The 22,943-nt window shown below is 61.9% G+C and carries 21 protein-coding genes and 1 pseudogene; 5 read left to right on the plus strand and 17 right to left on the minus strand.

Going from position 1 to position 22,943, the window contains the following annotated elements; translation table 11 throughout:
• Positions 1–15: 15 nt before the first annotated feature.
• From CO676_RS30840 to CO676_RS30870, 7 genes and pseudogenes are all read right to left on the minus strand, one after another.
• A pseudogene (locus CO676_RS30840) lies at positions 16–174 on the minus strand (ATP-binding cassette domain-containing protein); the annotation flags it as partial.
• Positions 174–1,283 (minus strand): ABC transporter ATP-binding protein, encoded by a 1,110-nt coding sequence (locus CO676_RS30845; RefSeq protein ID WP_097523879.1) that lies wholly within the window; start codon positions 1,281–1,283, stop codon positions 174–176. The pseudogene CO676_RS30840 and the gene CO676_RS30845, both read right to left, overlap by 1 nt.
• Positions 1,280–1,483, minus strand: a complete 204-nt coding sequence (locus CO676_RS30850) for a hypothetical protein (RefSeq protein ID WP_014762487.1) — start codon at positions 1,481–1,483, stop codon at positions 1,280–1,282. Before CO676_RS30850 ends, CO676_RS30845 begins: the two co-directional genes overlap by 4 nt.
• On the minus strand, positions 1,480–2,439 hold the full coding sequence (locus CO676_RS30855) for a carbohydrate ABC transporter permease (RefSeq protein ID WP_014762486.1): 960 nt from the start codon (positions 2,437–2,439) through the stop codon (positions 1,480–1,482). The genes CO676_RS30850 and CO676_RS30855 overlap by 4 nt, the downstream gene beginning before the upstream one ends.
• 1 nt (position 2,440) lies before the next feature.
• Positions 2,441–3,346: a sugar ABC transporter permease gene (locus CO676_RS30860; RefSeq protein ID WP_097523880.1), complete on the minus strand. Its 906-nt coding sequence runs from the start codon at positions 3,344–3,346 to the stop codon at positions 2,441–2,443.
• Positions 3,347–3,499: 153 nt separating this feature from the next.
• A complete protein-coding gene (locus CO676_RS30865; RefSeq protein WP_097523881.1) occupies positions 3,500–4,807 on the minus strand; it encodes an extracellular solute-binding protein in 1,308 nt (435 codons plus the stop codon).
• Positions 4,808–5,166: 359 nt separating this feature from the next.
• On the minus strand, positions 5,167–5,808 hold the full coding sequence (locus CO676_RS30870; RefSeq protein ID WP_179875708.1) for a TetR/AcrR family transcriptional regulator: 642 nt from the start codon (positions 5,806–5,808) through the stop codon (positions 5,167–5,169).
• 105 nt (positions 5,809–5,913) lie between these two features.
• On the opposite strand from CO676_RS30870, the gene CO676_RS30875 reads away from it, so the two are divergent.
• Genes CO676_RS30875 through CO676_RS30890 form a run of 4 tightly spaced genes read left to right on the plus strand, consistent with a single transcriptional unit; the run spans position 5,914 to position 9,716 of the window.
• A complete protein-coding gene (locus CO676_RS30875; protein WP_097523900.1) occupies positions 5,914–7,110 on the plus strand; it encodes a Tm-1-like ATP-binding domain-containing protein in 1,197 nt (398 codons plus the stop codon).
• A gap of 11 nt (positions 7,111–7,121) precedes the next feature.
• Positions 7,122–7,964, plus strand: coding sequence for a phosphoenolpyruvate hydrolase family protein (locus CO676_RS30880; RefSeq protein ID WP_097523883.1), 843 nt, complete (start codon positions 7,122–7,124; stop codon positions 7,962–7,964).
• Between the two features lie 31 nt (positions 7,965–7,995).
• On the plus strand, positions 7,996–8,409 hold the full coding sequence (locus CO676_RS30885; RefSeq protein ID WP_014762480.1) for a cupin domain-containing protein: 414 nt from the start codon (positions 7,996–7,998) through the stop codon (positions 8,407–8,409).
• Positions 8,410–8,429: 20 nt separating this feature from the next.
• Positions 8,430–9,716 (plus strand): Xaa-Pro peptidase family protein, encoded by a 1,287-nt coding sequence (locus tag CO676_RS30890; RefSeq protein ID WP_245424562.1) that lies wholly within the window; start codon positions 8,430–8,432, stop codon positions 9,714–9,716.
• On the opposite strand, the gene CO676_RS30895 is transcribed toward CO676_RS30890, so the two are convergent.
• From CO676_RS30895 to CO676_RS30935, 9 genes are all read right to left on the minus strand, one after another.
• Positions 9,682–10,275, minus strand: a complete 594-nt coding sequence (locus CO676_RS30895) for a DJ-1/PfpI family protein (protein ID WP_097523884.1) — start codon at positions 10,273–10,275, stop codon at positions 9,682–9,684. The two genes, CO676_RS30890 and CO676_RS30895, sit on opposite strands and share 35 nt — an antisense overlap.
• A gap of 385 nt (positions 10,276–10,660) precedes the next feature.
• The gene (gene kduD, locus CO676_RS30900; RefSeq protein ID WP_097523885.1) at positions 10,661–11,419 is read right to left on the minus strand and encodes a 2-dehydro-3-deoxy-D-gluconate 5-dehydrogenase KduD; all 759 of its coding nucleotides are present in this window, start codon (positions 11,417–11,419) and stop codon (positions 10,661–10,663) included.
• Positions 11,403–12,485 (minus strand): sn-glycerol-3-phosphate ABC transporter ATP-binding protein UgpC, encoded by a 1,083-nt coding sequence (ugpC, locus tag CO676_RS30905; RefSeq protein WP_097523886.1) that lies wholly within the window; start codon positions 12,483–12,485, stop codon positions 11,403–11,405. The genes kduD and ugpC overlap by 17 nt, the downstream gene beginning before the upstream one ends.
• Before the next feature lie 9 nt (positions 12,486–12,494).
• Positions 12,495–13,547, minus strand: a complete 1,053-nt coding sequence (locus CO676_RS30910; protein ID WP_097523887.1) for a carbohydrate ABC transporter permease — start codon at positions 13,545–13,547, stop codon at positions 12,495–12,497.
• Positions 13,544–14,572 (minus strand): sugar ABC transporter permease, encoded by a 1,029-nt coding sequence (locus tag CO676_RS30915; protein ID WP_097523888.1) that lies wholly within the window; start codon positions 14,570–14,572, stop codon positions 13,544–13,546. Before CO676_RS30915 ends, CO676_RS30910 begins: the two co-directional genes overlap by 4 nt.
• A gap of 159 nt (positions 14,573–14,731) precedes the next feature.
• Positions 14,732–16,000 (minus strand): ABC transporter substrate-binding protein, encoded by a 1,269-nt coding sequence (locus CO676_RS30920; protein ID WP_097523889.1) that lies wholly within the window; start codon positions 15,998–16,000, stop codon positions 14,732–14,734.
• Positions 16,001–16,088: 88 nt separating this feature from the next.
• Positions 16,089–18,572 carry a hypothetical protein gene (locus CO676_RS30925; RefSeq protein ID WP_097523890.1) on the minus strand — a complete coding sequence of 828 codons (2,484 nt, stop codon included), beginning with the start codon at positions 18,570–18,572 and terminating at the stop codon, positions 16,089–16,091.
• Positions 18,569–19,405, minus strand: a complete 837-nt coding sequence (gene kduI, locus CO676_RS30930; RefSeq protein WP_097523891.1) for a 5-dehydro-4-deoxy-D-glucuronate isomerase — start codon at positions 19,403–19,405, stop codon at positions 18,569–18,571. Before kduI ends, CO676_RS30925 begins: the two co-directional genes overlap by 4 nt.
• A complete protein-coding gene (locus CO676_RS30935) occupies positions 19,402–20,502 on the minus strand; it encodes a glycoside hydrolase family 88 protein (RefSeq protein WP_097523892.1) in 1,101 nt (366 codons plus the stop codon). The genes kduI and CO676_RS30935 overlap by 4 nt, the downstream gene beginning before the upstream one ends.
• A gap of 89 nt (positions 20,503–20,591) precedes the next feature.
• Between CO676_RS30935 and CO676_RS30940 the strand changes: the two genes are divergently transcribed.
• Positions 20,592–21,668 carry a LacI family DNA-binding transcriptional regulator gene (locus CO676_RS30940; RefSeq protein WP_097523901.1) on the plus strand — a complete coding sequence of 359 codons (1,077 nt, stop codon included), beginning with the start codon at positions 20,592–20,594 and terminating at the stop codon, positions 21,666–21,668.
• A gap of 527 nt (positions 21,669–22,195) precedes the next feature.
• On the opposite strand, the gene CO676_RS30950 is transcribed toward CO676_RS30940, so the two are convergent.
• Complete coding sequence (locus CO676_RS30950) at positions 22,196–22,546, minus strand: low affinity iron permease family protein (RefSeq protein WP_041414006.1); 351 nt, start codon at positions 22,544–22,546, stop codon at positions 22,196–22,198.
• Positions 22,547–22,943 lie beyond the last annotated feature (397 nt).

Below are 22,943 nucleotides of genomic sequence, written 5' to 3' on the forward strand. Positions count from 1 at the left end.
TCTTCAACGGACGTGCTCTAGCCCGGCAATCAGCCTGAGAGTCGTCGTCTTGCCGGCGCCCGTCTCGCCGAGCAGCACGAAAAACTCTCCGTCGGCAATTTCGAAACTGAGATCCTTCAGGGCAGTGTGGCTTCCGAAGGTCTTGGTGATGCCTTTGAGTTCGATATGCGCCATCAGAGCCTGATCCCGAAAGATGTGCCGGTCGAGCTGTCGAAGAAATGCGCCTGAGCCGGATTTATCCGAACCCAGACGGCCTCGCCGGGTCTAGGTACGAAGCCACTTTTCGTCCTTGCGCGCAGCATCTTCTCGCCAACCTGCAGGTCTATGATGTCATGCGAGCCGAGCGGTTCGATGATATGGGCCTCGACGGGCACGAAGCCCTCACGTGCTTCTCGCGAGACGAGAACCCCTTCAGGTCGCGCGCCGAGGGTGAGGTTGCCGTTTTCGGCCCCGGCGGCCGCGAGCTGGGCCGTTAGACTGGACGGAAAATCGAAGGCGGCTGGAGCACCTCGGATCAGTACGCGCGCATGCCCGGCGTCCTCGGAAACCGTCACCTCAGCCATGTTCATGACCGGGCTCCCGACGAATTGCGCGACGAACATGTTGGCAGGACGAGCATAGACCTCATGGGGGCTCCCGACTTGCTGCAGCACACCTTCATGCATGACGACAATGCGGTCGGCGAGGGACATGGCTTCGACCTGGTCATGGGTCACGTAGATCGTAGTCGAGCCCTGTTTGATGTGAAGCCGCTTGATCTCGGCGCGCATCTCTTCCCGGAGCTTCGCGTCGAGCGCGCCGATCGGCTCATCCATGAGCATCGCCTTGGGACGCCGGACGAGTGCCCGGCCGATCGCCACGCGCTGCATGTCGCCGCCTGAAAGAGCCGACGGCCTTTTTGCGAGCAGGTGCGTGATCTGCAGCGTTTTTGCAACCGCCTGAACCTCGCGCTCGATATCCGCACGGTTGCCGCGCGTGGCGCGAAGCGGGAAGGCGATATTCTCGAAGACTGTCATGTGCGGGTAGAGCGAGAAGGACTGGAACACGAAGGCGATGTCCCGGTGCGATGCCTTTATGTGCTGCACCGGCTGACCGTCGATGAGAATGTCGCCTTCGTCGATCGTTTCGAGCCCGGCGATCGCGCGCAGCGTCGTCGTCTTGCCGCAGCCGGACTGGCCAAGCAGAACAATGAACTCGTTATCTTTGATGGCGAGATTGAGGTTCTTGATGACCTGAACGGCACCAAAGTGCTTCTCAATGCCGCGTAGTTCAATCTGCGTCATGGGTTCCTGCTCTCGTCAGTTTTCTGTTCCGGCGGGACCTTCGACGTGATCATGAAGGCAATCAGCCCGACTAACGTCATCGTCAGTCCGTAGCGATGAAGGAACAGGTTCCATGGCTGGCACAGCGCGATGATGCCGAATATCATCAGGAGCTGTGAGCCCGGCTCGAGAAACTTCTGGTTTATGGCACGAAACGTCATTTGCGGATCGCTCCGAAACTCATGCCGCGCAGGAGATGGTTCCTGAGCAGGAAGGTGAAGATGGCGACCGGTAGCAGGAACAGGAAGGTACCTGCAGCAATGACGGTCCAATCCGGAAGGCCAGAGCCGACCTGACTTGGGATAAAGGGTGGCGCCGTTTGCGCGCGCCGGTTCGTCATGATCAGCGCGAAAGCATACTCGTTCCACGCCGTGATGAAGCAAAAGACGGCGGTCGCGGCGATGCCCGTGGCCGCCTCTGGCAGCACGATCTTGAAGAAGGCTTCCAGGCGCGTGTAGCCGTCGACGAGTGCCGCTTCCTCGTATTCCTTCGGAATCTCGTCGATGAAGCCTTTCATCAGCCAGACCGAGAAGGAGAGATTGAAGGCGGTGTAGAGGATGATAAGACCCCAGTGGGTGTCGTTTAGTCCGACCGCCCGGTACATTAGGAACATGGGGATTGCTACGACCACGGGCGGCAGCATGCGTGTCGATAAAATGAAGAACAACAGGTCCGCTTCGCCCTTCATTTTGAAGCGCGAGAAACCGTAGGCCGTGAAGGTACCCATGCCAACGGCGAGCACCGTAGAGGTGATTGCGACAATCAGCGAATTCATGAAGCGGTTGGGATAGCCGGATAACTGCACCTCGCCGCGTCCTGAGCGCACGACCTTTTCACCCCCGTCGAAGACCAGCCGTTCCCACCAGGGAGCGGCGGCATAGTCTTCCGGCTCCGGTGCTGTCCGCAACTGAGAGCGCTTGGTGAATAGCTTGACGAAGGGCGAGATCTCCGGCTCGAATATGACCGTCGGTGGGATGGTCGTCGCGAGGTTGCGCGGTTTGAAGGCCGTGGACGTGATCCAGTAGATCGGTGCGAGGAAGAGCAGCGTGATGACAAGTACGGCGGCGATCGCCACCCGGTTCAGCGCGCGCTCGGAGCGAGTTTGGACGGCCGCCATCTCAGCGCTCCTTCACCCTGTTGAGATATTTGACGTAGATGTTGGTGATCGCGAGCACCATGATCAGCACGATGTAGGCGAGTGCGCAGGACCGGCCGGTCTGCCATTCCTGAAACGCCATCTTGTAGAGGCGGATCGAGATCACTTCAGTGGTCGGCTGGCTCGTGAGGATGTAGGCGAGGTCGAAAGTCTTGAAAGCCTCCATCGTGCGGAAGATGATGGCGATCATGAGTATCGGTGCCACGAGCGGCAGGGTGATGCGAAAGAAGGTATAGAACGGTCCCGCGCGATCGATGGCCGCCGCCTCGTAAAGGTGCCTCGGTACGGCCGAGAGGCCGGCGAGCGAGAGCAGCATCACGAAGGGCGACCACATCCAGATATCGGTGATGGCGACAGCGTAGAGTGCCATGTCGGGATTCGCCAGCCACTCGAAAGAGCCGAGGCCGAGCGCGTAGTTGATGATGCCGAAGGACGGATCGTAGAGCAGCTTCCAGAAGAGCCCGACCACCGCCATCGACAGCATCATCGGTAGCAGAAGCAGAGTCGTGATCAGACCCTTGAACGGAATCTCACGGTTGAGCAGCATCGCCGTGCCGAAACCGGCGACAACCTGACCGGTAACCGATACGATCACGTATTTCGCCGTAATGGCAAAGTTCGCCCAGATGAAGGGGTCGTTCAGCAGTTCCCGGTAGTTCTGCAGGCCGACGAAGGTGGCCGGCGCGTTCGTCGAAGCACGAAAGTCGGTGAAAGAATAGCCGAGCGAGTAGATCAACGGGAAGATATTGAAGACGATCAGGAACAGGATCGTCGGAATAATGAAAAGATTGCGAATTTTGATGTCGCTCAACCCCCGCGAAGCAGCGCGCGACTTCGAATCCAACGATGTCATAACCACGGTGGCCAATGTGCTCCTCCTCCGAGAGCCCAACGTCGGGCGCACTTGCGCCATCCTGTTGCGCATTTTCTGACCGCGAGCCCGCGTCCGGCGCCAGCACCATTCCGTGCAGAGATGAAGAAATGGGGAGGGAGCCGGCCCCCTCCCGCGATGTCTTACCCGTTAGTGGCGGCCGTACTTCTTGAAGGTCGCGTTCCAGTCCTTGGCGAGAGCGTCGAGCGCCTCCTTTGCCGTGCCCTGGCCGGCCGTCACATAAGGGTAGATGCGTTGGTTCATCTGGATCAGCAGCTCGGCATATTCGGGCGTTGCCCAGAAGTCCTTCACCTTGAACATCGTCTCATAGAAGGCCTTGTTGTAGGGCGTCGCGTTCTGGAACTCTTCCGACTCCAGGACCTTGGCGCTCGCCGTGTAACCGCCGAGTTCGGCCCAGCGCTTCTGCGTCTCGTCCTTGATGAACCACTCGAGGAATTTCATCGCCTCTTCCTTGTTCTCGGAATAGGAGACGATGGAAATGCCCTGGCCGCCGAGAGCGGCATACTGGTCGCCATCCGGGCCGGCCGGGTTGGCAAAGAAGCCGGTGACCTTCGCGTTCGGGTTCGATGCTTCATTGACCAGCGCCGGGAAGAAGGCGAAGTAGTTCATGCTCATCGCGGCCAGGTTTTCGGTGATGGCCTGGTTGTTCTCGACGAAGAAGGACTTGGCCCAGCCAGGAGGGGTGAAACCGTAAAGCTCGCGGTAGGTCTCCAGGGCCTTGACGTTCTTCTCCGAGTTGATGATCCCGTCGACCTTGTAGGTGCTGTAGTCGCCGAGTTCTCCGCCGAAAGAGAAGATGGCGTTCTCTACACCCATTACCAGACCGTCATAGGAGTTGTCGGTGTAGATCGCGATGCCGTAGCGCTTCTGGTCCGGACGATGGAAGAACTCGGCGATATCGCGCAACTGCTTCCAATCCTTCGGCGGAGCGAGGTCATAGCCATACTTTGCCTTGAAGGCTTCCATCTCTTTAGGGTCCTCGAGCCAGTCCTTGCGGTAGGACCAGCCGACCGCGTCGCCCTCGGCCGGGATCGACCAGTACTTGCCGGAGTTCGCAGGATACTCCGAGTAGTATTTCACCGTGGCAGGAGCCATCACCTCGCTTAGCTTGTGCTTGTTGAAGAACTCGGTGAGGTCGACGTAGTGGCCGGCCTCCGATGCGGCGCCGATCCACTGTGAGTCGCCGACGACCATGTCGTAGGCCGAGCCCTTGGCGTTGAATTCGGTAAAGGCCTTCGTCTGAAAGTCCGCCCAAGGGGTCGTTTCGACCGTGACCTTCACGCCGGTCTCGGCCTCGTATTCGTTTACAAGCTCCTGGAGATAGTTTGCCGGGTCCCATTCGGCCCAGAAAATCGTCAGTTCTTGCGACTGCGCGGGTGTTCCGCAGGCAAACATGAAACCGATACCGGCCATCAGACCGGCCACTGTCTTGCGCATAATATTTCCTCCCCTTTTTGTACACGCCACCCGCCTTACCGCGGCGGTCCGTTTGTCAAATCCTCCTGATTGGCGCTTCTGCGGGCGGGTCCTCCTCGACCCTTGTGCCTTGTGTCAGATCTCAAGCCCCGACGGGCCGCAGTACCAATCTGGTATTACCAAAGTCAGCGAGCGTCAAGGTCCCTGTCTCGTTGTCTTTTGCCTGAGATCACCGCTCGCAAGGCCGCGATCCTACGGAAGTTAACTTAACATGCTTACCGGCAGTTCACTTCCGGAAGACCTGTCCGCGAGTCGCCATACACGCATATCAATCAAATTGGTTATACCAGTTTTCTGTATTGGGCCGAGAGTGCGGGATATCATCTCTTGGTTTGCGCCTCCCGAATCGCCGCCTCGACCAAGGCCGCCGCCGCCCATTCTGCAACGGATTGCGCGCGTTCGGCCGAGAGGCCCCAAATGTCCTTGAGCACAACCAGCACCTCGACACCGAAAACCAGCGAGAGCGCCTGAGCGAGCTGCTCGCGGGCCTCGGCGGACACCCTGCCCTCGAGTGGCACGGTGACCTGTCGCAGAAGTCCGACGCGGTGGCCGCGCGTGAGCTGGGGTTCGTTGCCAAGTGTGCCGGCCTGGCGCTGCGCCCACTGGTCAAGCGAAAGCTTGAGAGCAGCCTTGAAGGTCGCCTCGAATTCGTCGATGCGCGGCATGGCGGTCGCCAGCAGATCGGCTATGCGGATGAGCGCATCGGGCGCTTCGGAGCGCCAATCGAGAATCGGGCCGAGCGCCTCGTCCACCACCGCATGAACCAACGCCGCCTGGCTCGGAAAGTAGCGGTAGGCCGTGGCGCGCGAGACTTCGGCGGCTTCCGCGACCTCGCTCACCGAGGGGGTGATACCGGACTGCATCAGCCGTGTGGCGGTTTCCAACATGAGTTTGCGCGTGCGGGCTCGGGGACCGCGTTCGGCGCGTGCGGAGGATTCGCTCTGTTGACGTGAGACATCCATGTCTTTACGATACGCACATCTCATAATTTTGCAAGAGCCGGCAAACCGGCGGGCATGAGGCGGCTTTTCGAGGCAGAGGAGGGCCAGAGCCGCCAGGGAGGAGAGATGAAACGCATCTACGTCGTCGGCACGGCCGACACGAAAGGGGAGGAACTCGCTTATCTTGCGGCCCAGATCGAGGCGGCAGGCGGCCGACCCTTCCGCGTCGATGTCGGTACGCGCCGTCCTACGGTTACGGTCGACATCTCCGCCCAAACCGTGGCTGCCGCGCATCCGGATGGTGCCGCCGCGGTGCTTGCCGGCGACGACCGGGGGATGGCGGTCGCCGCGATGGGCGAGGCCTTCGCGCGCTTTCTTCCCGCGCGGGACGACGTCGCCGGCGTGGTAGGCATCGGTGGTGGGGGCGGGACGTCGATCATCACGGCTGGGATGCGCAGGTTGCCGCTCGGGCTCCCGAAGGTCATGGTCTCGACGCTCGCCTCCGGCGACACGGCGCCTTATGTCGACGTCTCCGACATCGTCATGATGCCGTCGGTCACCGACATGGCTGGGCTCAACCGCCTAAGCCGCGTGATCCTGAAAAACGCCGCCGAGGCGATCACCGCTATGGCGAAACGGCCGGTGAAGGAAACGGCCTCGAAGCCCGCTCTCGGCTTCAGCATGTTCGGCGTGACGACGCCCTGTGTGACTGCCATCGTCGAAAGACTCAAAGCCGACCATGACTGCATGGTCTTCCACGCCACGGGCACCGGCGGACGCACGATGGAGAAACTTGCAGACAGCGGACTTCTTTCCGGCGTGCTCGACATCACGACGACGGAGGTCTGCGATTTCCTCTTCGGCGGCGTTCTCCCGGCGACGGAGGATCGTTTCGGCGCAATTGCGCGCACCGAATTGCCCTATGTCGGCTCCGTCGGGGCGTTGGATATGGTGAATTTCTGGGCGCCCGAGACGGTGCCGGAGCGTTATGCCGGTCGGCTCTTCTACCGTCACAACCCGAACGTCACGCTCATGCGCACGACTCCGGAGGAGTGCGCCGCGATCGGAAGGTGGATTGGCGCAAAGCTGAACCTCTGCAAAGGCCCGCTCCGGCTCCTGATCCCGGAGAGAGGCGTGTCGGCGCTCGATATCGAGGGCGGCGCCTTCTTCGATCCTGCCGCGGATGCGGCGCTCTTCGAGGCACTGGAAACCACCGTCGAAAGAACCGACGCGCGCCGCATCGAACGGCTTCCGCTCCACATCAACGATCCGCAGTTCGCCGAGGCCGCAGTCGCCGCCTACCGAGATATCGCCAACTCCTGAAAGAGACACCGATGCCAATAATCCCCCGCAAGACCATTCTTGAACAGTTCCACGGCATGATCGCCGCCGGCAAGCCGATCGTCGGAGGTGGGGCCGGCACGGGGATTTCGGCCAAGGCCGAGGAGGCGGGCGGCATCGACCTCATCATCATCTATAACTCCGGCCGCTACCGAATGGCGGGCCGTGGTTCGGCGGCCGGGCTGCTCGCCTATGGAAATGCCAATGAGATCGTGAAGGAAATGGCCCTGGAGGTGCTTCCGGTCGTGAAGGCGACACCGGTACTCGCAGGCGTCAACGGCACTGACCCATTCGTTTTCATGCCGCAGTTTCTCGCGGAACTGAAGGCCATGGGCTTTTCCGGCGTACAGAATTTCCCGACCATTGGACTCTTCGACGGACGGATGCGGCGGAGCTTCGAGGAGACCGGCATGGGCTACGGTCTTGAGGTGGACATGATCGCCGAGGCCCACCGGCTGGACCTGCTGACGACACCCTATGTCTTCAATGAGGAAGAGGCGATCGCGATGACGAAGGCGGGTGCAGACATCGTCGTCGCGCATATGGGCGTTACCACGGGCGGCGCGATCGGCGCCACTTCCGCGATGGCGCTTGACGACTGCGTGAGGGAGATCGACGCGATAGCGGCGGCCGCACGCTCAGTACGGAAGGACGTCATCGTGCTTTGCCACGGGGGCCCGATTTCGATGCCGGAAGATGCACGCTACATCCTGGATCATTGCCCAAGCTGCAATGGTTTTTATGGCGCAAGCTCCATGGAGCGCCTGCCTGCCGAGGTGGCGATCCGCAAGCAGACGGAAGACTTCAAGGCGCTTGCCATCGGTACGGTGGTCTGAAGCGGGGCAAAGATGCGGAGGAGGCCACGGCATGGCGAAGGACAGATATTTTCTCTACCCGATGGATGTAGCGAGCTTCGGCTTCGACTGGGGTCGGCTTGCGCTTACCGTCGCGCCGGAGGTCAACGGGGCCGAGCGCTTCTCGGGTGGTGTGGTGGACTTGCCGAGCGGCGAGGGGCATGCGCGTCACAATCATCCCGGCTCTGAGGAGATCATCTTCGTCATTTCGGGCGAGGGCGAACAAATGGTGGAGGACGAGAACGGTAATCCGGTGACGCAGAAGGTCGGGCCCGGTTGCACGGTCTATGTACCGGAAAGCCGGTTCCACTCGACGAAGAACACGGGATCCGGTCCTATGCAACTGTTTGTCGTCTATTCGCCTGCCGGCCCCGAGCGCGCGCTTCGCGACCTGCCGGATTTCCGATTAATCCCGCCTGTTACCTGAAGGCGCACAGGAGAAAACCCGTGAACATCAGTCCAAGCGAAGCGCAGGCGGCGGAACCGCCCTTCGATGCGGCGAAACTCGACAGGCTGATGGAGGAGGCGGGTATCGACGTGCTGCTCGCCACCTCCAAGCACAACACGCAGTACCTGCTGGGTGGCTACAAGTTCATCTTCTTCGCCGCAATGGACGCAATCGGCCACAGCCGTTATCTGCCGATCGTCGTTTATGAGAAGGGCTCACCCGATCACTCAGCCTATGTTGGCAACCGCATGGAAGGGGGAGAACATCAGAACAACCCCTTCTGGACACCTGCCGTCCATACGGCGACCTGGGGTACGCTCGATGCGGCAGCGCTTGCCGTCGAGCACCTGAAGAAGATCGGCAAGGCGGGCGCTCGCATCGGCATTGAGCCCCCCTTCCTGCCCACCGATGCGCGGGATGTGCTGGCTTCTCGTCTTGACGCTGCGCGTTTCGTGGACGCGACGCACACGCTCGAGCGACTGCGCGCTATCAAGACGCCGCAAGAGCTGGAAAAACTCAAGCTTGCCTCCGAACTGATCACCGATTCCATGCTCGCTACCATCGCGGCCGCACGGGAGGGATCCACCAAGGCGGAGATCATTGAACGCCTCAGGCGGGAGGAGACCAATCGCGGCCTGCATTTCGAGTATTGCCTGCTGACCCTCGGCGCCAGTCACAACCGTGCGGCCTCGCCGCAGCCGTGGGCGAGGGGCGAGGTGCTTTCGATCGATTCCGGCGGCAACTATCAGGGCTATATCGGGGACCTCTGCCGCATGGGCGTGCTCGGCGAGCCCGATGCGGAGCTCGAGGATCTGTTAGCTGAAGTCGAGACGATCCAACAGGCGGCCTTCGCCAAAACCACGGCCGGGGCTTCAGGCAGTGAGATGATTGCGGCGGCGGAAAAGATGCTGGAAAGCTCGCCGTCGGCCGCGTTTACCGACTTCTTCTGCCACGGCATGGGTCTTATCAGCCACGAAGCACCGTTCCTGATGACCAACCACCCGGTCGCCTATGAAGGCGTCGACGCGGATCGGCCTCTGGAGGCAGGCATGGTCATTTCCGTCGAGACGACGATGCTTCACCCGAAGCGCGGTTTCATTAAGCTGGAGGATACGCTCGCCGTCACCAAGGACGGATACGAGATGTTCGGCAACAGAGGCCGCGGCTGGAACCCGGGGGGCTATAGCGGCGGCGAAACTCCTGCGGGAAGACGGAGCCCGGCGCATGATCGTGAGCCGGGCTCGCAGTCCATCAGTTGTGGTAGATCTCGGTGCCGAGAACCTTGAGGCACTCCCGCATGAAGGCGGCAAGGGCCGTCCAGCCCTTTGCCGATACCATCGTGCCGTCGACATAGGCCTCGGTGGGGGAAAGGTCGATATAGGTACCGCCGGCCAGCGTGACCTCCGGCTCGCAGGCGCCGAGGGCGCCGACCTTCTTGCCGCGCACGACACCGTCGACCGCGATCAGGATCTGAACGCCGTGGCAGATTGTGAAGATCGGCTTCTGCTTTTCGTGGAAGTGCCGCACGATCGCCTGCACGCGTTTGTCGGTGCGGATATATTCCGGGCCACGGCCGCCGGCGCAATAGACGGCGTGATACTCGTCGAGTTGAGCCTCTGCCTCCGAGAACGTCTTGTTGATGACGACATTATGGCCGAGTTTCTCGGTATAGGTCTGGTCGCCTTCGAAGTCGTGCAGGGAGGTCCGCAGTATGTCGCCGGCCTTCTTGTCCGGGCAGACGACATGGACCGTATGACCGACGGCCTCCATGGCCTGCTGGAAGACGAAGATTTCGTATTCTTCGGTGAAATCACCGGTAAGCATGAGAATCTTCTTGCCTGGCATAGTCTTCTCCTCCTCGTGGTTGAAAGCCGCGGACTTCCATCCGCCTGCATGGATTGGTTTCTCAGTCCGGCGGGCTCCGCCTTCGTGACATGCTCGCTTGCGACATTATTCCAGACCCACAGCCTCAGCCCAAACTCGAGACCAATCTTCTTGCGAACTGGAGGCGGTGGTTCAGCGGGCGTTGATGCCCGCGTCTTTCCCAGCCCGGTTGCGCGTGCTAATTCCAAACGCTGTCAGGCATCCGGCGGTATCAAATAACTATAGATTCAACTTAGATTCAATTTGCTTCGCGCGCCGAGATTCTTCTAGGGCCTGGATCGGTTTACGGCGGCTTCGCATTGATGGCAGAGCTTCGCTGGACGGTAGCCCTCGGAAGAACGCAGCACTAGCGAACCAGCCAGCCGCCGTCGACAGGGAGCACAGTACCGGTCACATAGGCGGAGGCTGGGGAGGCAAAGAAGAGGACCGCGGTGCTCAGGTCGCCCGGGGTGCCCCAGCGCCCCATGGGGATGCGTGCCGAAATCTGGGCGTTGCGCTCGGCATCATTGCGCAGCGCCTCGGTGTTGTCGGTTGCCATATAGCCCGGGGCGATGGCGTTGACTGTTATTCCATGCGGGGCCAGTTCGTTCGCCATGGCCTTGGTGAGGCCCGCGACGCCGTGCTTCGAAGCGGAATAGGCCGGGACGCGGATCCCGCCCTGGAATGTCAGCATGGAGGCGATGTTGATGAGCCGCCCGGCGCGTCCGGTCCCTACCATGTGCCGGGCGACCGCTTGCGACAGGAAGAATACAGCCTTCAGATTGACGTCGATGACGCTGTTCCAATCTTCCTCGGTATAGTCGAGGAGGTCGGCACGGCGAATGATGCCGGCATTGTTCACGAGGATGTCGATGCCGCCGAAGGCGGTTGCGACCTCGTCGACAAGCGCGGCCGCGTCAAATGGCTTCGACAGGTCAACCTGCAGGGCGCGGAAGCGTACGCCCGCTTGCTGAACCAGCTCTGCTGTTTCTGCCATCGGCGAGGAGCCGAGCGCCGCGACATTGGCGCCCGCCCGTGCGAGCGCCAATGCCATTCCCTGGCCGAGGCCCGTCCGGGCGCCGGTCACGAGTGCCGTCTTGCCGGTAAGATCAAACAGCGCATTCAAGGCGAAGCCCTCTTTCATTGAAGAGATGGATGGGGGCGGCCGATAGCGACAGATCGATGTCGGCACCCGGCGAAAGGTCATGCTGGCCGGGAGCGACGACCAGAACCTTCTGTCCGGCGACGTCGGCATGCAGTACCGTTTCCGAGCCGAGCGCCTCGACGAGCCTGACCTTTGCCCGAATGCTGTTGTCGCCGGCGCCGAGGGCGATGTGCTGCGGCCTGACGCCGAGGGTGATGCGCGATCCCGTTTCGATGTCGGCGCCGACCGGAAGCTCCAGCCGATGCCCCCCGGCGAGTGTCGCGATCGCCTTCTGCGAAGGAACCGCTTCGACCGTGCCTTCGAGGAAATTCATGTGCGGCGAGCCGATGAAGCCGGCCACGAAGCGGTTTGCCGGTCGGTTGTAGAGCTCCAGAGGTGTGCCGACCTGTTCGATCCGCCCGGCGCGGAGCACGACGATCCGGTCGGCGAGCGTCATCGCCTCGATCTGGTCGTGGGTCACATAGATCATCGTGGCTGAAAGGCGAGCGTGCAGCGCCGCAAGTTCGGCGCGCGTCGAGCCGCGGAGTTCGGCGTCGAGGTTCGACAGCGGCTCGTCGAGCAGGAAGCCGACCGGCCGGCGCACGATTGCGCGGCCGATTGCGACGCGCTGGCGCTGCCCGCCGGAAAGCTGGCCGGGCCTGCGATCGAGATAGGGCTCGATCTCGAGCATGCGCGCCGCCTCGGCGATACGCTCGGCGATCTCGTCCTTGGGCATCTTGGTGTTTTCGAGGCCGAAGGCGAGGTTCTGGCGCACGCTCATATGGGGATAGAGCGCGTAGGACTGGAAGACCATGGCGAGCCCGCGATCAGCGGCGGGCACCGTGTTGACCACCTTGCCGTCGATGGCAAGCTCGCCGCCCGTCGGCTTTTCTAGGCCCGCGATCGTGCGCAGGAGCGTGGACTTGCCGCAGCCGGACGGTCCGACGAAGACGACGAACTCGCCGTCCTTGATCTCCAGGTTGATGTCATGAAGCACGTCGACGGCGCCGAATGACTTGGTCACGTTGCTGAGCTTGATGTGGCCCATGTTGCCCCCTTATTTCAGTCCGGTTCCGGCAATGCCGGTGGTGATAAAGCGCTGCAGGAAGATGAAGACCAGAACGACCGGGATCATGGTCACGACGGTCATGGCGAGAATGAAGTGCCACTGCACGTTGAGTTCGCCGGAATAGATGCTCAAGCCGACCTGCAACGTATAGAGCTCCTTGCGCGACAGCACGATCAGCGGCCAGAGGAAATCGTTCCAGCGCCAGACGACGGAGAAGATCGCAAGAACGGCAAGAGCCGGCGCCGTCAGCGGCAGGACGATGCGCCAGTAGATCTGCCACTCCGAGGCCTTGTCCATGCGTGCGGCGTCGATCAATTCGTCGGGAATTGTAAGCATGTACTGGCGGAGGATGAATACGCCGGTCGGCGTTGCCACCGTCGGCAGGATCACGCCCCAGAGGTTGTTGAAGAGGCCGAGTGCCGAGACGATCGAATAGAGCGGCACCATGATGACCGAAAGCGGCACCATCAGCGTCGCGAGGATCAGGAGCATTGCGAAGCTTCGCCCGCGGAATTCGTATTTGCTGAGCGCGAAGGCTGCCATCGAGTTGACGACGAGGGTGATCAGCGTTGCCGTCACCGTCACGAAGACCGAATTCCAGAGGTAACGCACGAAGTCGAAATGGATGAACGGCTCGGTATAGTTGGTCGTCGCGAAAGTCATGGTCCTGACCGGCTTGCGCTGCGCTATGTTGACCTTGATGATCTCTCCCGGTTTTTGCGGATCGACCATCTGGCTGATGACGCCGATGCGGCGGACCTCGGCCAAAACCGCCTTGTTGCCGTCCGGCAGCGTCACGTCGTAGAGATCAAGTGGCTTGTCATAGCCGTCGACGGTCGCCTTCTGGGTGACGTAGGGCAGGATCGTCGGCGGGAATTCGGCGAGCGCCGCCGGCGACTTGAAGGACGAGCCGACGAGCCAGACGGCAGGGCCGAACATGATGAAGAGGCCGCCGACCAACCAGATCCAGGTGACGATATCCGTCCAGTGCCAGCCGTTGCGGCCTTTGCGTCGGAAGATGAAGGCGGCAATCCGGCTCATTTGCGGCTCCCTTTTTTCTCACTGGAGCGGCCGAGTCCAAGCTGGATCAGTGTCAGGACGATGAGCACGACGCCCATGAGGATCGAGGCAGCCGCGGCAAGGCCGGGGTTTCGCAACTGCGTCGCAAAGCCGGTCTCGTAGATGTATTGGGTGAGATAGAGCGTACTGGTGCCCGGACCGCCGCCGGTGAGGACGTAGACCTCGTCGAAGATCTGCACGGCTCGGATGAGGACGAGCACGATGACGACGAGCAGGTTGGGCATGAGCAGCGGCAAGGTGATGCGCCAAAAGGCGCGCGCCGGCCGGGTGCCGTCCATCTCGGCTGCTTCGTAGAGATCCTTCGGGATGGCCTGCAGGCCGGCAAGCAGGATCAGCGTGTAGAAACCCATATGCGCCCAGATCGAGACGCCGACTGCTGCGGCAAAGGCCCAGTTGCGGTCGTTGAGCCAAGTATAAGGCTGGAACCCGAAGCCGTAGAGCGCGAAGTTCAACAGGCCCTGCCGCTGCAGGATCCATTTCCAGATCAGGCCGACGACGACGGGGGACAAAAGAACGGGAAAGAAGAAGACGGCTCGCCAGAAGCTGCGCGCCATCAGCTCGCGGTTGAGGATCAGCGCGGTGACGAGCGAGAAGAGAATCATCAGCGTCACCTGCAGAACGACGAACCAGGCAGTGTTGCCGACGGCGGTCCAGAAGGTGTCCTCGGTGCAGCTATTCGGGTCGAGATAGTTTGAGCAATCGAAAAGCCGGACGTATTGATCCGTGCCGACGAAGGTTCGGTCGTCGAGGAAGAGCGCCGTTCCGCCGGTCATCGAATAGGCGAAGTTGATGAAGAAAGGCAGCAGCACGAAGATGCCGAAGATCAACATGTTGGGCAGCAGGAAAAAGGCCGCCATGCCGCCAAGGCCAAGCTTGCGTTGCACCCAGCGCAGGGGTGCGTCGATCAGGCCCATCGCGAGACGGACCGGGATCATGATCGCTTCGCCGAAACCGGAGCCGGTCGGTCTAGGAGTTTCTGCCTTCATCGTTTGCCTCCCTGACGACGCAGATAGCGAGCGACCATAAATTGCGGCACAGCCCGGTATCTGGCGCTTCAACGTGCTGTGGCGAGCGGATGGCGCGTGGCCGACGGCGCACTCCGTCCTGGAGGCTTGGTGCCGTCGGCGGCGTTTTGGTGACCGTGTCTAGAGGCCCGAATCCTTCACCTTGGCGGCAATGTCGGCATCGATGCGGGTGACCGCCTCCTGGAGCGGCATCTCGCCGGCGGCAGCCTGGCTCACACGGGTGACGAGGGCCCCATAGACCGTATCGGACCAGTGCCAGCCGGGCAGCTTGCGGGCGAGATCGGACAGCGTCTTGCTTGCGTCGATGAATTCGGCGAGCGCAGCTTTCGCCTGGGGGTCGTCGGTCTTGAAATCGAGCCCCTTCGCAAGGACGCCCTTATGCGCGGGTAGGAACAACGTGCGCTCCGAGAATTCCTTCACGATGTCCTCGCGGGCGAGGTAGTCCATCACCTTGGCGACTTCCTTGGGGTTCTTCGTGTACTTGACCGCCACGAGCCCGGCGCCGCCGGTCATGCCGGTACAGTTCGCCGGTCCGCAGGGGCTGCCCGTCGCCACCCAGTCGAAGTTCGAGCCGATCTTGGTGGAGAAGTTCGGAATCTGCCATGAGCCGGAATAATAGTAGACGAGCTGACCGTTGATGAAGTCGTCGGCGGCGGCGCGATAGGTGGAGCCGGCGGCCGACACCCAGACGTCCTTGCTCATGGTGCCATCGGCGATCCAGCCGACGAATTTTTCGAGGAAGGCCTTCGAGCCTTCGTCAAGCGGCGCCGGCTTGCCGTAGGCACCGATATAGTTGGCACCAAAGGAGAGGTTCGGTCCGCTAAGCCGATGGCCCGAGCGGTCGAGCGCCATCGGGAAGGGCACCTGCTGGCTCTCCGCGACCTGCTTCGCCGCCTTCGCCCAGTCGTCCCAGGTCGCATCCTTGCCCGGGATGGCGACACTGGCCTGGTCGAAAAGCGTCTTGTTGGCGAAGCCGCCGGCGATCGTGATCTGCGTCATGAAGCCGGAAATCTGGGTGGAGCCGTCCGGGCGCATCCAGTCGGCCTGGTCGCCGAAGTTCGCGTCCCAGTAGTCGGGATCGGCAACAAGCGGGCGAAGATCAAGCCAGTGCTGGCTCTGGGCCTTCAGGTTGGTGACGCGCGCAATATCCGGGCCGTTTCCGGCCTCGAGTTGCACAGGCAGCTGTTCGCGAACGACGCTGTAGGAGACGTTGTCGAGGATGACGTTGATCCCCGGGTTCTCCTTCATGAAGCGGTCGAGCAGATCCTTGAGGACCTCGCCTTCGACTCCGTCCGAATACCACATGATGCGCACGTCGCCGGCCATTGCGGCCGTGGACGTCAGAAGTCCGACGGCGAAAGCCGCGAGCATTGTCCCTGTCTTGGTCATTATCTTCTCCTCCTCCTCTTGATGCGCGAGCCTTCTCCCGCTCGCCTTTTGGACCGGCACCGATTTCTCCCGACCGGCGCCCGGATCGTCATCCCGCGGTCAGCATGGCGACCTCGCCGGCGACCGGGAAATCCAGCGGTGCGATTGTGCGGCCCTCGGCCAACGTCGATCCGTCGTTGCGGAACACCACACGGCCGTAATCGGGATCATCGATGACAAGCGTGCCCTCCTCGGTCTCCTCCACCGAAAGGCCGGCAAATCTCGTTTCGACGGATTCGATCCTGGTGGCGTCGCAGACCCGGACGATCCAGCGTGTCTTGCGGCCGTACTGGCGCAGTTCCATCTTGGCCGAGGGGCCGACTTGCACCAGTTCCAGGTCACCGCTGCCGATGAGGGCGACGGCGCCGCGTCCACTACGCGCGAAGGCGCGCTTGCCTCTTATTGCGCTCTCGTCGAACTCGGCGATCGGGAACCAGGCGTGGGTGAAATCAGGCTGCTCCTCGAAGGTCGAAAAGTCGAGTACGGCCAACCCTCTATACTGGTGCGCGCGAGGGAGGGCGCCGCAACCACCCCAAAAGGAAGGTCGGCCGTACCCGAACTGGATCGTCTCGCCCGGATGATTGATCCAGACCGCTGCTTCCGGACGCTCGCCGATCCTGAGATGCAGAACGGTCTCCTGATAGCCCCACTCGCGCCAGCGGTAGTGGCTGGCAGAGCCCATCGCGAAATTCCGTCCCTTGTAGTGATAGAGTGCGGCGAACCGGTTTTCGCCCTGGGCGAAGCGCCATTCCTGGTGCTCGTCGCCCTGGTGGCAGGCAACCGCTGCCAGGCTTTCCGGCACGACGAGGCCGTGATCTCGCAGGCAGACGGCAAGCTGCGGCAGCGCGTGCACGCGGCGGCCGTACCAGCCCTTGCCCCAGAGCAGGCGCGCGACGGCCGAAAGCTCGAGCGAGCGGCCGGCGCAGAGCGTGTGTTCGTAGGAGCGCCCCTGGGCGGCGGTGATCATGCCGTGGTGGGCGGAGCGGGCAATTATCTCGCACAGTCGCACGATACCTTTCCTGGCACGCTCGGCGATGTCGGCATCGGGCGAAAGCGCTGCAAGCGCCGTCAGTCCCTTGAGGTCGATGGGGAAATAGGGCGCGGAGTTGAATTCCGCCATTTCCCAGGCTTCGAAATGGTCGAGCCAAGCCCTCACCCGGGCTGCGCCGACCGCCCTTTGCTCCTCGCCCTTGCGGCGGGAGCGGCGGAACGTGGCGTCCGGAAGAAGGTGGCCGGCAAGATAGGCCGAGGTATGGAACAGCAATGCATGGTTTTCGGAGAAGTACCACTGCACATCGTTACCGGGCTCGTCCATCCAGTAGCGGAAGTTGAGAATGGCCTGATCGATGCGGGCGCGCGTCCGCTCGCCGATATCGTTGCCCCAGACTGTGCGGGACCAGATCAGCGGCACGAGCGAGAAATCGGCGCAGTCGTGGCAATCCTCGATCGACGGCAGGATCTCTTCGATCATCGCGTCGGTGTCCGCGCCCGGGCGCCCGCTCGCCAGCCGCGCGAAGGCGCGCACTGTGTCGCGCTCGGAGAATTCGGAAATCTCGTCGAGCGTTTCAGTGATGCGAGCCGCAAGCGACGACGGTGCTTCACCCTGTCGGCCGGCGTGGCAGATCTCCACGCCCAGCGAGCGCGATGCGACGAAGCCGCCGGCATCGAGCGTGATCCGAAAATGGCGGAAATCGGCTGGCGCCTGCTCGGCAGGGCCAATGACGAGGTGCCGTTCACCGGCTTTCAGAATGAAGTCGTAGTCGAAACGCTCGGTCGACATGAAATCGCCTTCGACGGCGACATTGACCCCGACGTCAACCGGGAGCGGTGTGGCGAAAAGCAGCGTGATGTCGCCCTCGAAATAGGCGGGGCGGTCGAAGTGCATGCCGTCGAGCACGCCCTCGATCCTGCTTGCCGCCTCGCTCTCGCAGGGAACGGGAAGCGCCACGCTGGCCTTGGGACCCGAGAGGTAGTCGAGCTGGAAGAAGTAGCGGGCGTCGCGCTCGGCAAGGTCGTCGAAGAAGATCTCGACCTTGTTGAGCCCGGCCTTCAAGGGCAGGTCGTACTCGGCCCGAGCCTCGAGATTGCGGCTATAGGGGGCCATCCAGCCCGCTTCGGCATCGTTGATCCAGAGGACCGCCCCGCCGCAGGTGCCGAGACGGACCTTCGCCGTCCCGGCGTTTTCCGCCTCGATATAGGTCCGCGCCCAGGTCGACAGCCGCGTCGGACGGAACCAGAAGCCGGAGAGATCGAGCCGCGGCGAGCCGAACGGCAACCACCAGCGCGTGGCTTCGAAAGCGCCGCGCACGTCCGGCCGTTTGCCGCGATAGCGCTCGGCAAAGATCGTGCGGCACGGATATTCGTGTGGAATGAAGTTCTTGTGCTTGGTCAGGAAGAAGAAGGGATCCATCTCGCCCTTCATCGGCTGGTCCGGCACGTCGAAACGCTCTTCGGCGATCGCGCCAAGCTGCCAGTAGCGGATGGCTTCGCCCGCGGCGAGATGCTTCTTCAGGTGGAACGTCGTATCGGTCATTTGAGCTCAGCCACGGCAACGGGGTTCACGTCGTTGTATTCCTGATTTTCTCCGGTCATGCCCCAGACGAAGGCATAGGGTCCGGTGCCGGCACCCATATGGATCGACCACGCCGGTGACAGCACCGCGTTGCCGTCCGCGACGACGAGATGGCGCGTTTCCTCGGGACGGCCCATCAGATGGATGATCCGGTCTTCGCTTGCCATGTCGAAATAACAGTAGGCCTCCATGCGGCGCTCGTGCAGATGCGGTGGCATTGTGTTCCAGATGCTGCCTTCGGCCAGATCCGTGATGCCCATCAGCAGCAGGCAGGAAGGAGCCACTTCCGGATGGATGTACATCGCGAGGCGGCGTCTGTTCGACCGCCTGGCGTCGCCGAGCTCGAGCGGCTTGGCTTCCTGCCTCGGGATCAGCCGGTGGGGGAGATCGGCGCCAGCCGGAACGGAGTTCATGTAGTAGCGCGCCGGCGCATCGGCGGACTGGCTCGCTACGGTGATTTCCTTTGCACCCCGTCCCACATAGAGAACGTCGCGGTTTTGAAGCGTAAATTCCTGCCCGTCGACGATGACCGTGCCGCTGCCGCCGAGGTTGGCGACGCCCATCTCTCGTGCCGACAGCAAATGGGGCGTGCCGATTTCGGCGCCGGATCCGAAGGTCAGGCTTTTCGCGACCGGCACGGCACCGCCGATCAGCAGACGATCAACATGGGTGTAGGTGAAGTTTACCGCATCCGGGACAAAGAGGTCCGTGATCAGGAACTCGCGACGCAGACGCTCCGTATCGTAGCCCTTGATGTCCTCGGGGCCGGCCCCGTACAAAATCTTCATCATCATACCGCCTGCCCTTCTGCACCGACATGCTGGAGGGCTTCGGAAAGGCACAGGATCGCCAGCGCCTGCCCATAGCCGGTCGGCTGGATCGGAATGTCCTTATAGAACTGGAGATCATGGCCCATGCGCGTCCCGTAGGAGACGTTGAGCACGGTGCCGTTCTCGTCGATATTGTTCATGACTGCCTCGAGCGCCTTCAAGCCGGCAGTCTGCCAGGCGGGTGTGCCCAGGCCGAGGCGGTGGCCCTTGAGCAGCCCGTAGCCGATCCCCGCAGTGGCCGAGATCTCCTCGTATGAACTCGCGTCGTCGAGAAGGGTGCGCCAGGCGCCAGATGCGGTCTGCAGTGGCAGAAGCGCGTCGACCTGGCTGATAAGGACTCCCTCAAGGAAGGTCCTGACCGGGTTGGCGATATCGGCGAGGTCGAAGAAATCGAGAATGCCGGCGGTGATCCAGGCATTGCCGCGTGCCCAGCGTGCCCGCGCAAAATTGTGCCGCCCGTCGAACGTCCAACCATGGAACCAGAGGCCGGTTTGAGGGTCGGATAGATAGCGGGCATGGACGAGGAATTGTCGCGAAGCCTCGTCGACGAGCTCACGCCGGCCGCTCGCCTGGCCGTAGGAGGCGAGGAAAAGCGCTACCATATAGAGCGTGTCGTCCCACAGTTCGTTGTCGTTGACTTTATCGGAGACATGATGCTCGAAGCCGCCTTCCGGCGTGCGCCCCATTTCCGCGATCACGCGGTCCGCCCAACCGTCGAGCACCGGTTTCCACCGCGGATTTCCGGTCTTTGCCCAAAGCACGGAGAGGCCGAGCATCGGCGCCGTCGTGTTGACGTTGAGCTCGGGCAGGCCCGCTGCAAGCCTTGCTTCATACCAGTTTTCGACGAGCTGGCGTAGATCGTCGCGGCCGGTGAACAGCCAGAGCCTGATCAGGCCATAGAGACCGACGCCCTGTGGCCATTCCCAACTGTCGAAGCTGATGTAGTCACCCGCGGTCCCGTCGAGGTTCGGCTCGTGGAAACGACCCTCATGCTTGAGGCCGGTCATGCCGGCGACAAGACGATCGAGACCAACGCGAATATCGCGGGCATTCGGGCGCATGACGTACCTCCCCTGTACACCGCTTGCGCGGCTCCTCGGAGAAAATAAAGCCACGAGGTTTTTTCTTGCGCAATCTGAAAATTTTTCTCATGATTGCGAAAAGGAGCATTGAAGTGATCGCGAAACCGCCATCCGGCAAGCGTGGCAAGAAGAGCAAGCGTGTCCGTCTTGAGGACATCGCAGCGGCATGCGGTGTTTCTCTCAGCACGGCATCACGCGCTCTGGCCGGTGAAAAAGGTGTTCGCCCGGAGATCCGCCATCAGGTCCTCGAAGCGGCAAAGAACGCGAACTATGTCATCCCGACGGCGGTTGCCGGTCAGAAGGTCATACTCGCCGCATCGAGCGCGGCAATGATTGACTATGTGCGCAACCAGTTCACCCTCTACGTGCTCGAGGGCCTGAAGGATCGTGCGCAGACCCTCGGCCTTGAGATCGTCACCCGGCCGATCGCGGATCGGGACGAGGAATTGGCCGTGCTGAAGGAGGCCCAACAAGACGACCAGGTCGCCGGCCTGCTTTTCCTCACCATTGATGACGAGGGCATGCTTGCCGCGACGCGCGACTTCGACAAGCCAGTGGTCCTGCTCAACGGTGACGACCCGTTCATGAGGCTATCGAGCGTCACCCCCTGCAACCGCTCGAGCGCACGGCTGGCAACCGATCACCTCATCGGTCTCGGCCACAGCCGCATCCTCTTTCTCATGCGGCCCGGCCGCAGAACCATCGAGCGGCGCTTCGAAGGCTGGCGCGATGCACTGCTGGCGAAAGGACTGCTGGCAACGGATGATCTGATCGTCCCCGTCGACGACTGGCTACCGGAACTGGCGACGCAGGCGATTTCCCAACGGATTTCCGCCCGCGGGCTGGATTTCACGGCGGTGCTGGCTGCTGGCGACAGCCTCGCCGTGGGCGCGATGATCGGCATTCGGCAATTGGGCTTCTCGGTACCCGGCGATGTCTCGGTGATGGGTATGGACGACCTGCCGCAGGCGGCTTTCCTCAACCCTCCGCTGACGACGATGCACATTCCGATGCGCGAGATCGGTTCGATCGCGCTCGACCTGCTGCGCGACAATCTTTCCGGCCTGCCCATGCCGCCGCGCCGCGTGGAACTCGCCTGTCATTTGGTCGAGCGAGCATCGACGGGAAAGGCGCCGGCGAGCTAATAGGCCCTCTGAACCTCGCTGGTCCGCCCAACACGACCTCGCCATCGTCATTCTCGCCTCCATCGTCAAATGGCTCATCTGTCCAAGCGACCGCTCCGAGACCGGCCTAATCGAAGGGGGCGTTTCCCAGCGCGTCTTGCACGTCACAGCCTCACCCAGTCACGACCGATCCTCGACGACCCGGAGCTTGATGCCCGCCGGAAGACTTCGAGAGTGCGGTAGGCGCGCTGGCAAAGCGCGTCGAAGCCGAAGGTCATTCGGGAGTCCTGCCTACAGGTTCTTCATGAACGCGTCGGAGGGGACCGCGCGCGGCAATATCGACTTCAAAGATCCTGGCGCGTGGATCGGGCCCCACGACATCGCCATGGGCTGGCCGAAATGACCGCCTGCATGCGGCGGCGACGTTGGCGGAAGTCATCGACGGTCGCGATCTGCGTCGGCTGCCGCTGCGCGGAGCCGGCGGCTCGTCAGGCCGAATGAAAGTTTCTCGCAAGGCGGCGAGGACTGAGGAGCATATATGAAGTCCGCTAGATAGTGGTCCTGGCTTGGTCTTGTCCGTCAGCTTCCTCTTCGAGCCGCTTGACTGCCGCCGAAATCTGCTCCGGCTGTTCGTGCTCAAGGCCGACCACCTCGTTCCGGGTCTCGCGCATTGACACGATGATTTCGTCGAGCTTTGCGTGGATCGCCGCCGTGTCGCGGTAGCCTTGTATCAAGACGATGCTGGTGACCACGATTGCTGCGACCGACAGAGCATAGGTGATGACGTTTGTGAAGCCGAAAGGGATGAAGGCGGTGCTGCCAGCCATCGCGAGGATCACGAAATAGAAGCCGGGAGGGCGAGAAAGAAAATCAGCCATTCGAAAAAGCAGTTGATTCACTATCAGTTCTCCGCATGTAGGTGATCTGATTAACGCGCCAATGTAGATCTGGTTCGAAGTAGGAACCCGTTCTCGCGGATATGCGCCTGCAATACGTCGACCGCCACCATCGGTGTGTTGCCGGTGTTTCTTGTTTCGCGTCGCATCGCGGGAGCAGCGCCGGGTCCCGCGATGTGGCTGGTCAACTCTACATCGAGTTGACGCTTTCGTCCCGGAGACAAAGTTCGGTAGCTTCCTGGGCGCGGCGGTAACCTTCATCGTGGTGGTGATTCCTCTGGCGGCTGCCGCGCTGCACGGCTCCCGACGTTGCAGGGCTCTTTGATCATCAATTTCATCTGCCGTCGTCGTGATGGTCGCGATCGAGCCCAGTCCGGCGAGTGCCGCTGCGACTACGATG

Origin of the sequence: Sinorhizobium sp. BJ1, assembly GCF_002531555.1 — a bacterium.
In the GTDB taxonomy this organism is placed as follows: domain Bacteria; phylum Pseudomonadota; class Alphaproteobacteria; order Rhizobiales; family Rhizobiaceae; genus Sinorhizobium; species Sinorhizobium fredii_B.

Bases quoted from the DNA above. Each gene is read 5' to 3' on its own strand.
- CO676_RS30845 (WP_097523879.1), bottom strand. From the start codon at position 1,283: ATGACGCAGATTGAACTACGCGGCATTGAGAAGCACTTTGGTGCCGTT.
- CO676_RS30850 (WP_014762487.1), bottom strand. From the start codon at position 1,483: ATGACGTTTCGTGCCATAAACCAGAAGTTTCTCGAGCCGGGCTCACAG.
- CO676_RS30855 (WP_014762486.1), bottom strand. From the start codon at position 2,439: ATGGCGGCCGTCCAAACTCGCTCCGAGCGCGCGCTGAACCGGGTGGCG.
- CO676_RS30865 (WP_097523881.1), bottom strand. From the start codon at position 4,807: ATGCGCAAGACAGTGGCCGGTCTGATGGCCGGTATCGGTTTCATGTTT.
- CO676_RS30870 (WP_179875708.1), bottom strand. From the start codon at position 5,808: ATGGATGTCTCACGTCAACAGAGCGAATCCTCCGCACGCGCCGAACGC.
- CO676_RS30875 (WP_097523900.1), top strand. From the start codon at position 5,914: ATGAAACGCATCTACGTCGTCGGCACGGCCGACACGAAAGGGGAGGAA.
- CO676_RS30880 (WP_097523883.1), top strand. From the start codon at position 7,122: ATGCCAATAATCCCCCGCAAGACCATTCTTGAACAGTTCCACGGCATG.
- CO676_RS30885 (WP_014762480.1), top strand. From the start codon at position 7,996: ATGGCGAAGGACAGATATTTTCTCTACCCGATGGATGTAGCGAGCTTC.
- CO676_RS30895 (WP_097523884.1), bottom strand. From the start codon at position 10,275: ATGCCAGGCAAGAAGATTCTCATGCTTACCGGTGATTTCACCGAAGAA.
- ugpC (WP_097523886.1), bottom strand. From the start codon at position 12,485: ATGGGCCACATCAAGCTCAGCAACGTGACCAAGTCATTCGGCGCCGTC.
- CO676_RS30910 (WP_097523887.1), bottom strand. From the start codon at position 13,547: ATGAGCCGGATTGCCGCCTTCATCTTCCGACGCAAAGGCCGCAACGGC.
- CO676_RS30915 (WP_097523888.1), bottom strand. From the start codon at position 14,572: ATGAAGGCAGAAACTCCTAGACCGACCGGCTCCGGTTTCGGCGAAGCG.
- CO676_RS30920 (WP_097523889.1), bottom strand. From the start codon at position 16,000: ATGACCAAGACAGGGACAATGCTCGCGGCTTTCGCCGTCGGACTTCTG.
- CO676_RS30925 (WP_097523890.1), bottom strand. From the start codon at position 18,572: ATGACCGATACGACGTTCCACCTGAAGAAGCATCTCGCCGCGGGCGAA.
- kduI (WP_097523891.1), bottom strand. From the start codon at position 19,405: ATGATGATGAAGATTTTGTACGGGGCCGGCCCCGAGGACATCAAGGGC.
- CO676_RS30935 (WP_097523892.1), bottom strand. From the start codon at position 20,502: ATGCGCCCGAATGCCCGCGATATTCGCGTTGGTCTCGATCGTCTTGTC.
- CO676_RS30940 (WP_097523901.1), top strand. From the start codon at position 20,592: ATGATTGCGAAAAGGAGCATTGAAGTGATCGCGAAACCGCCATCCGGC.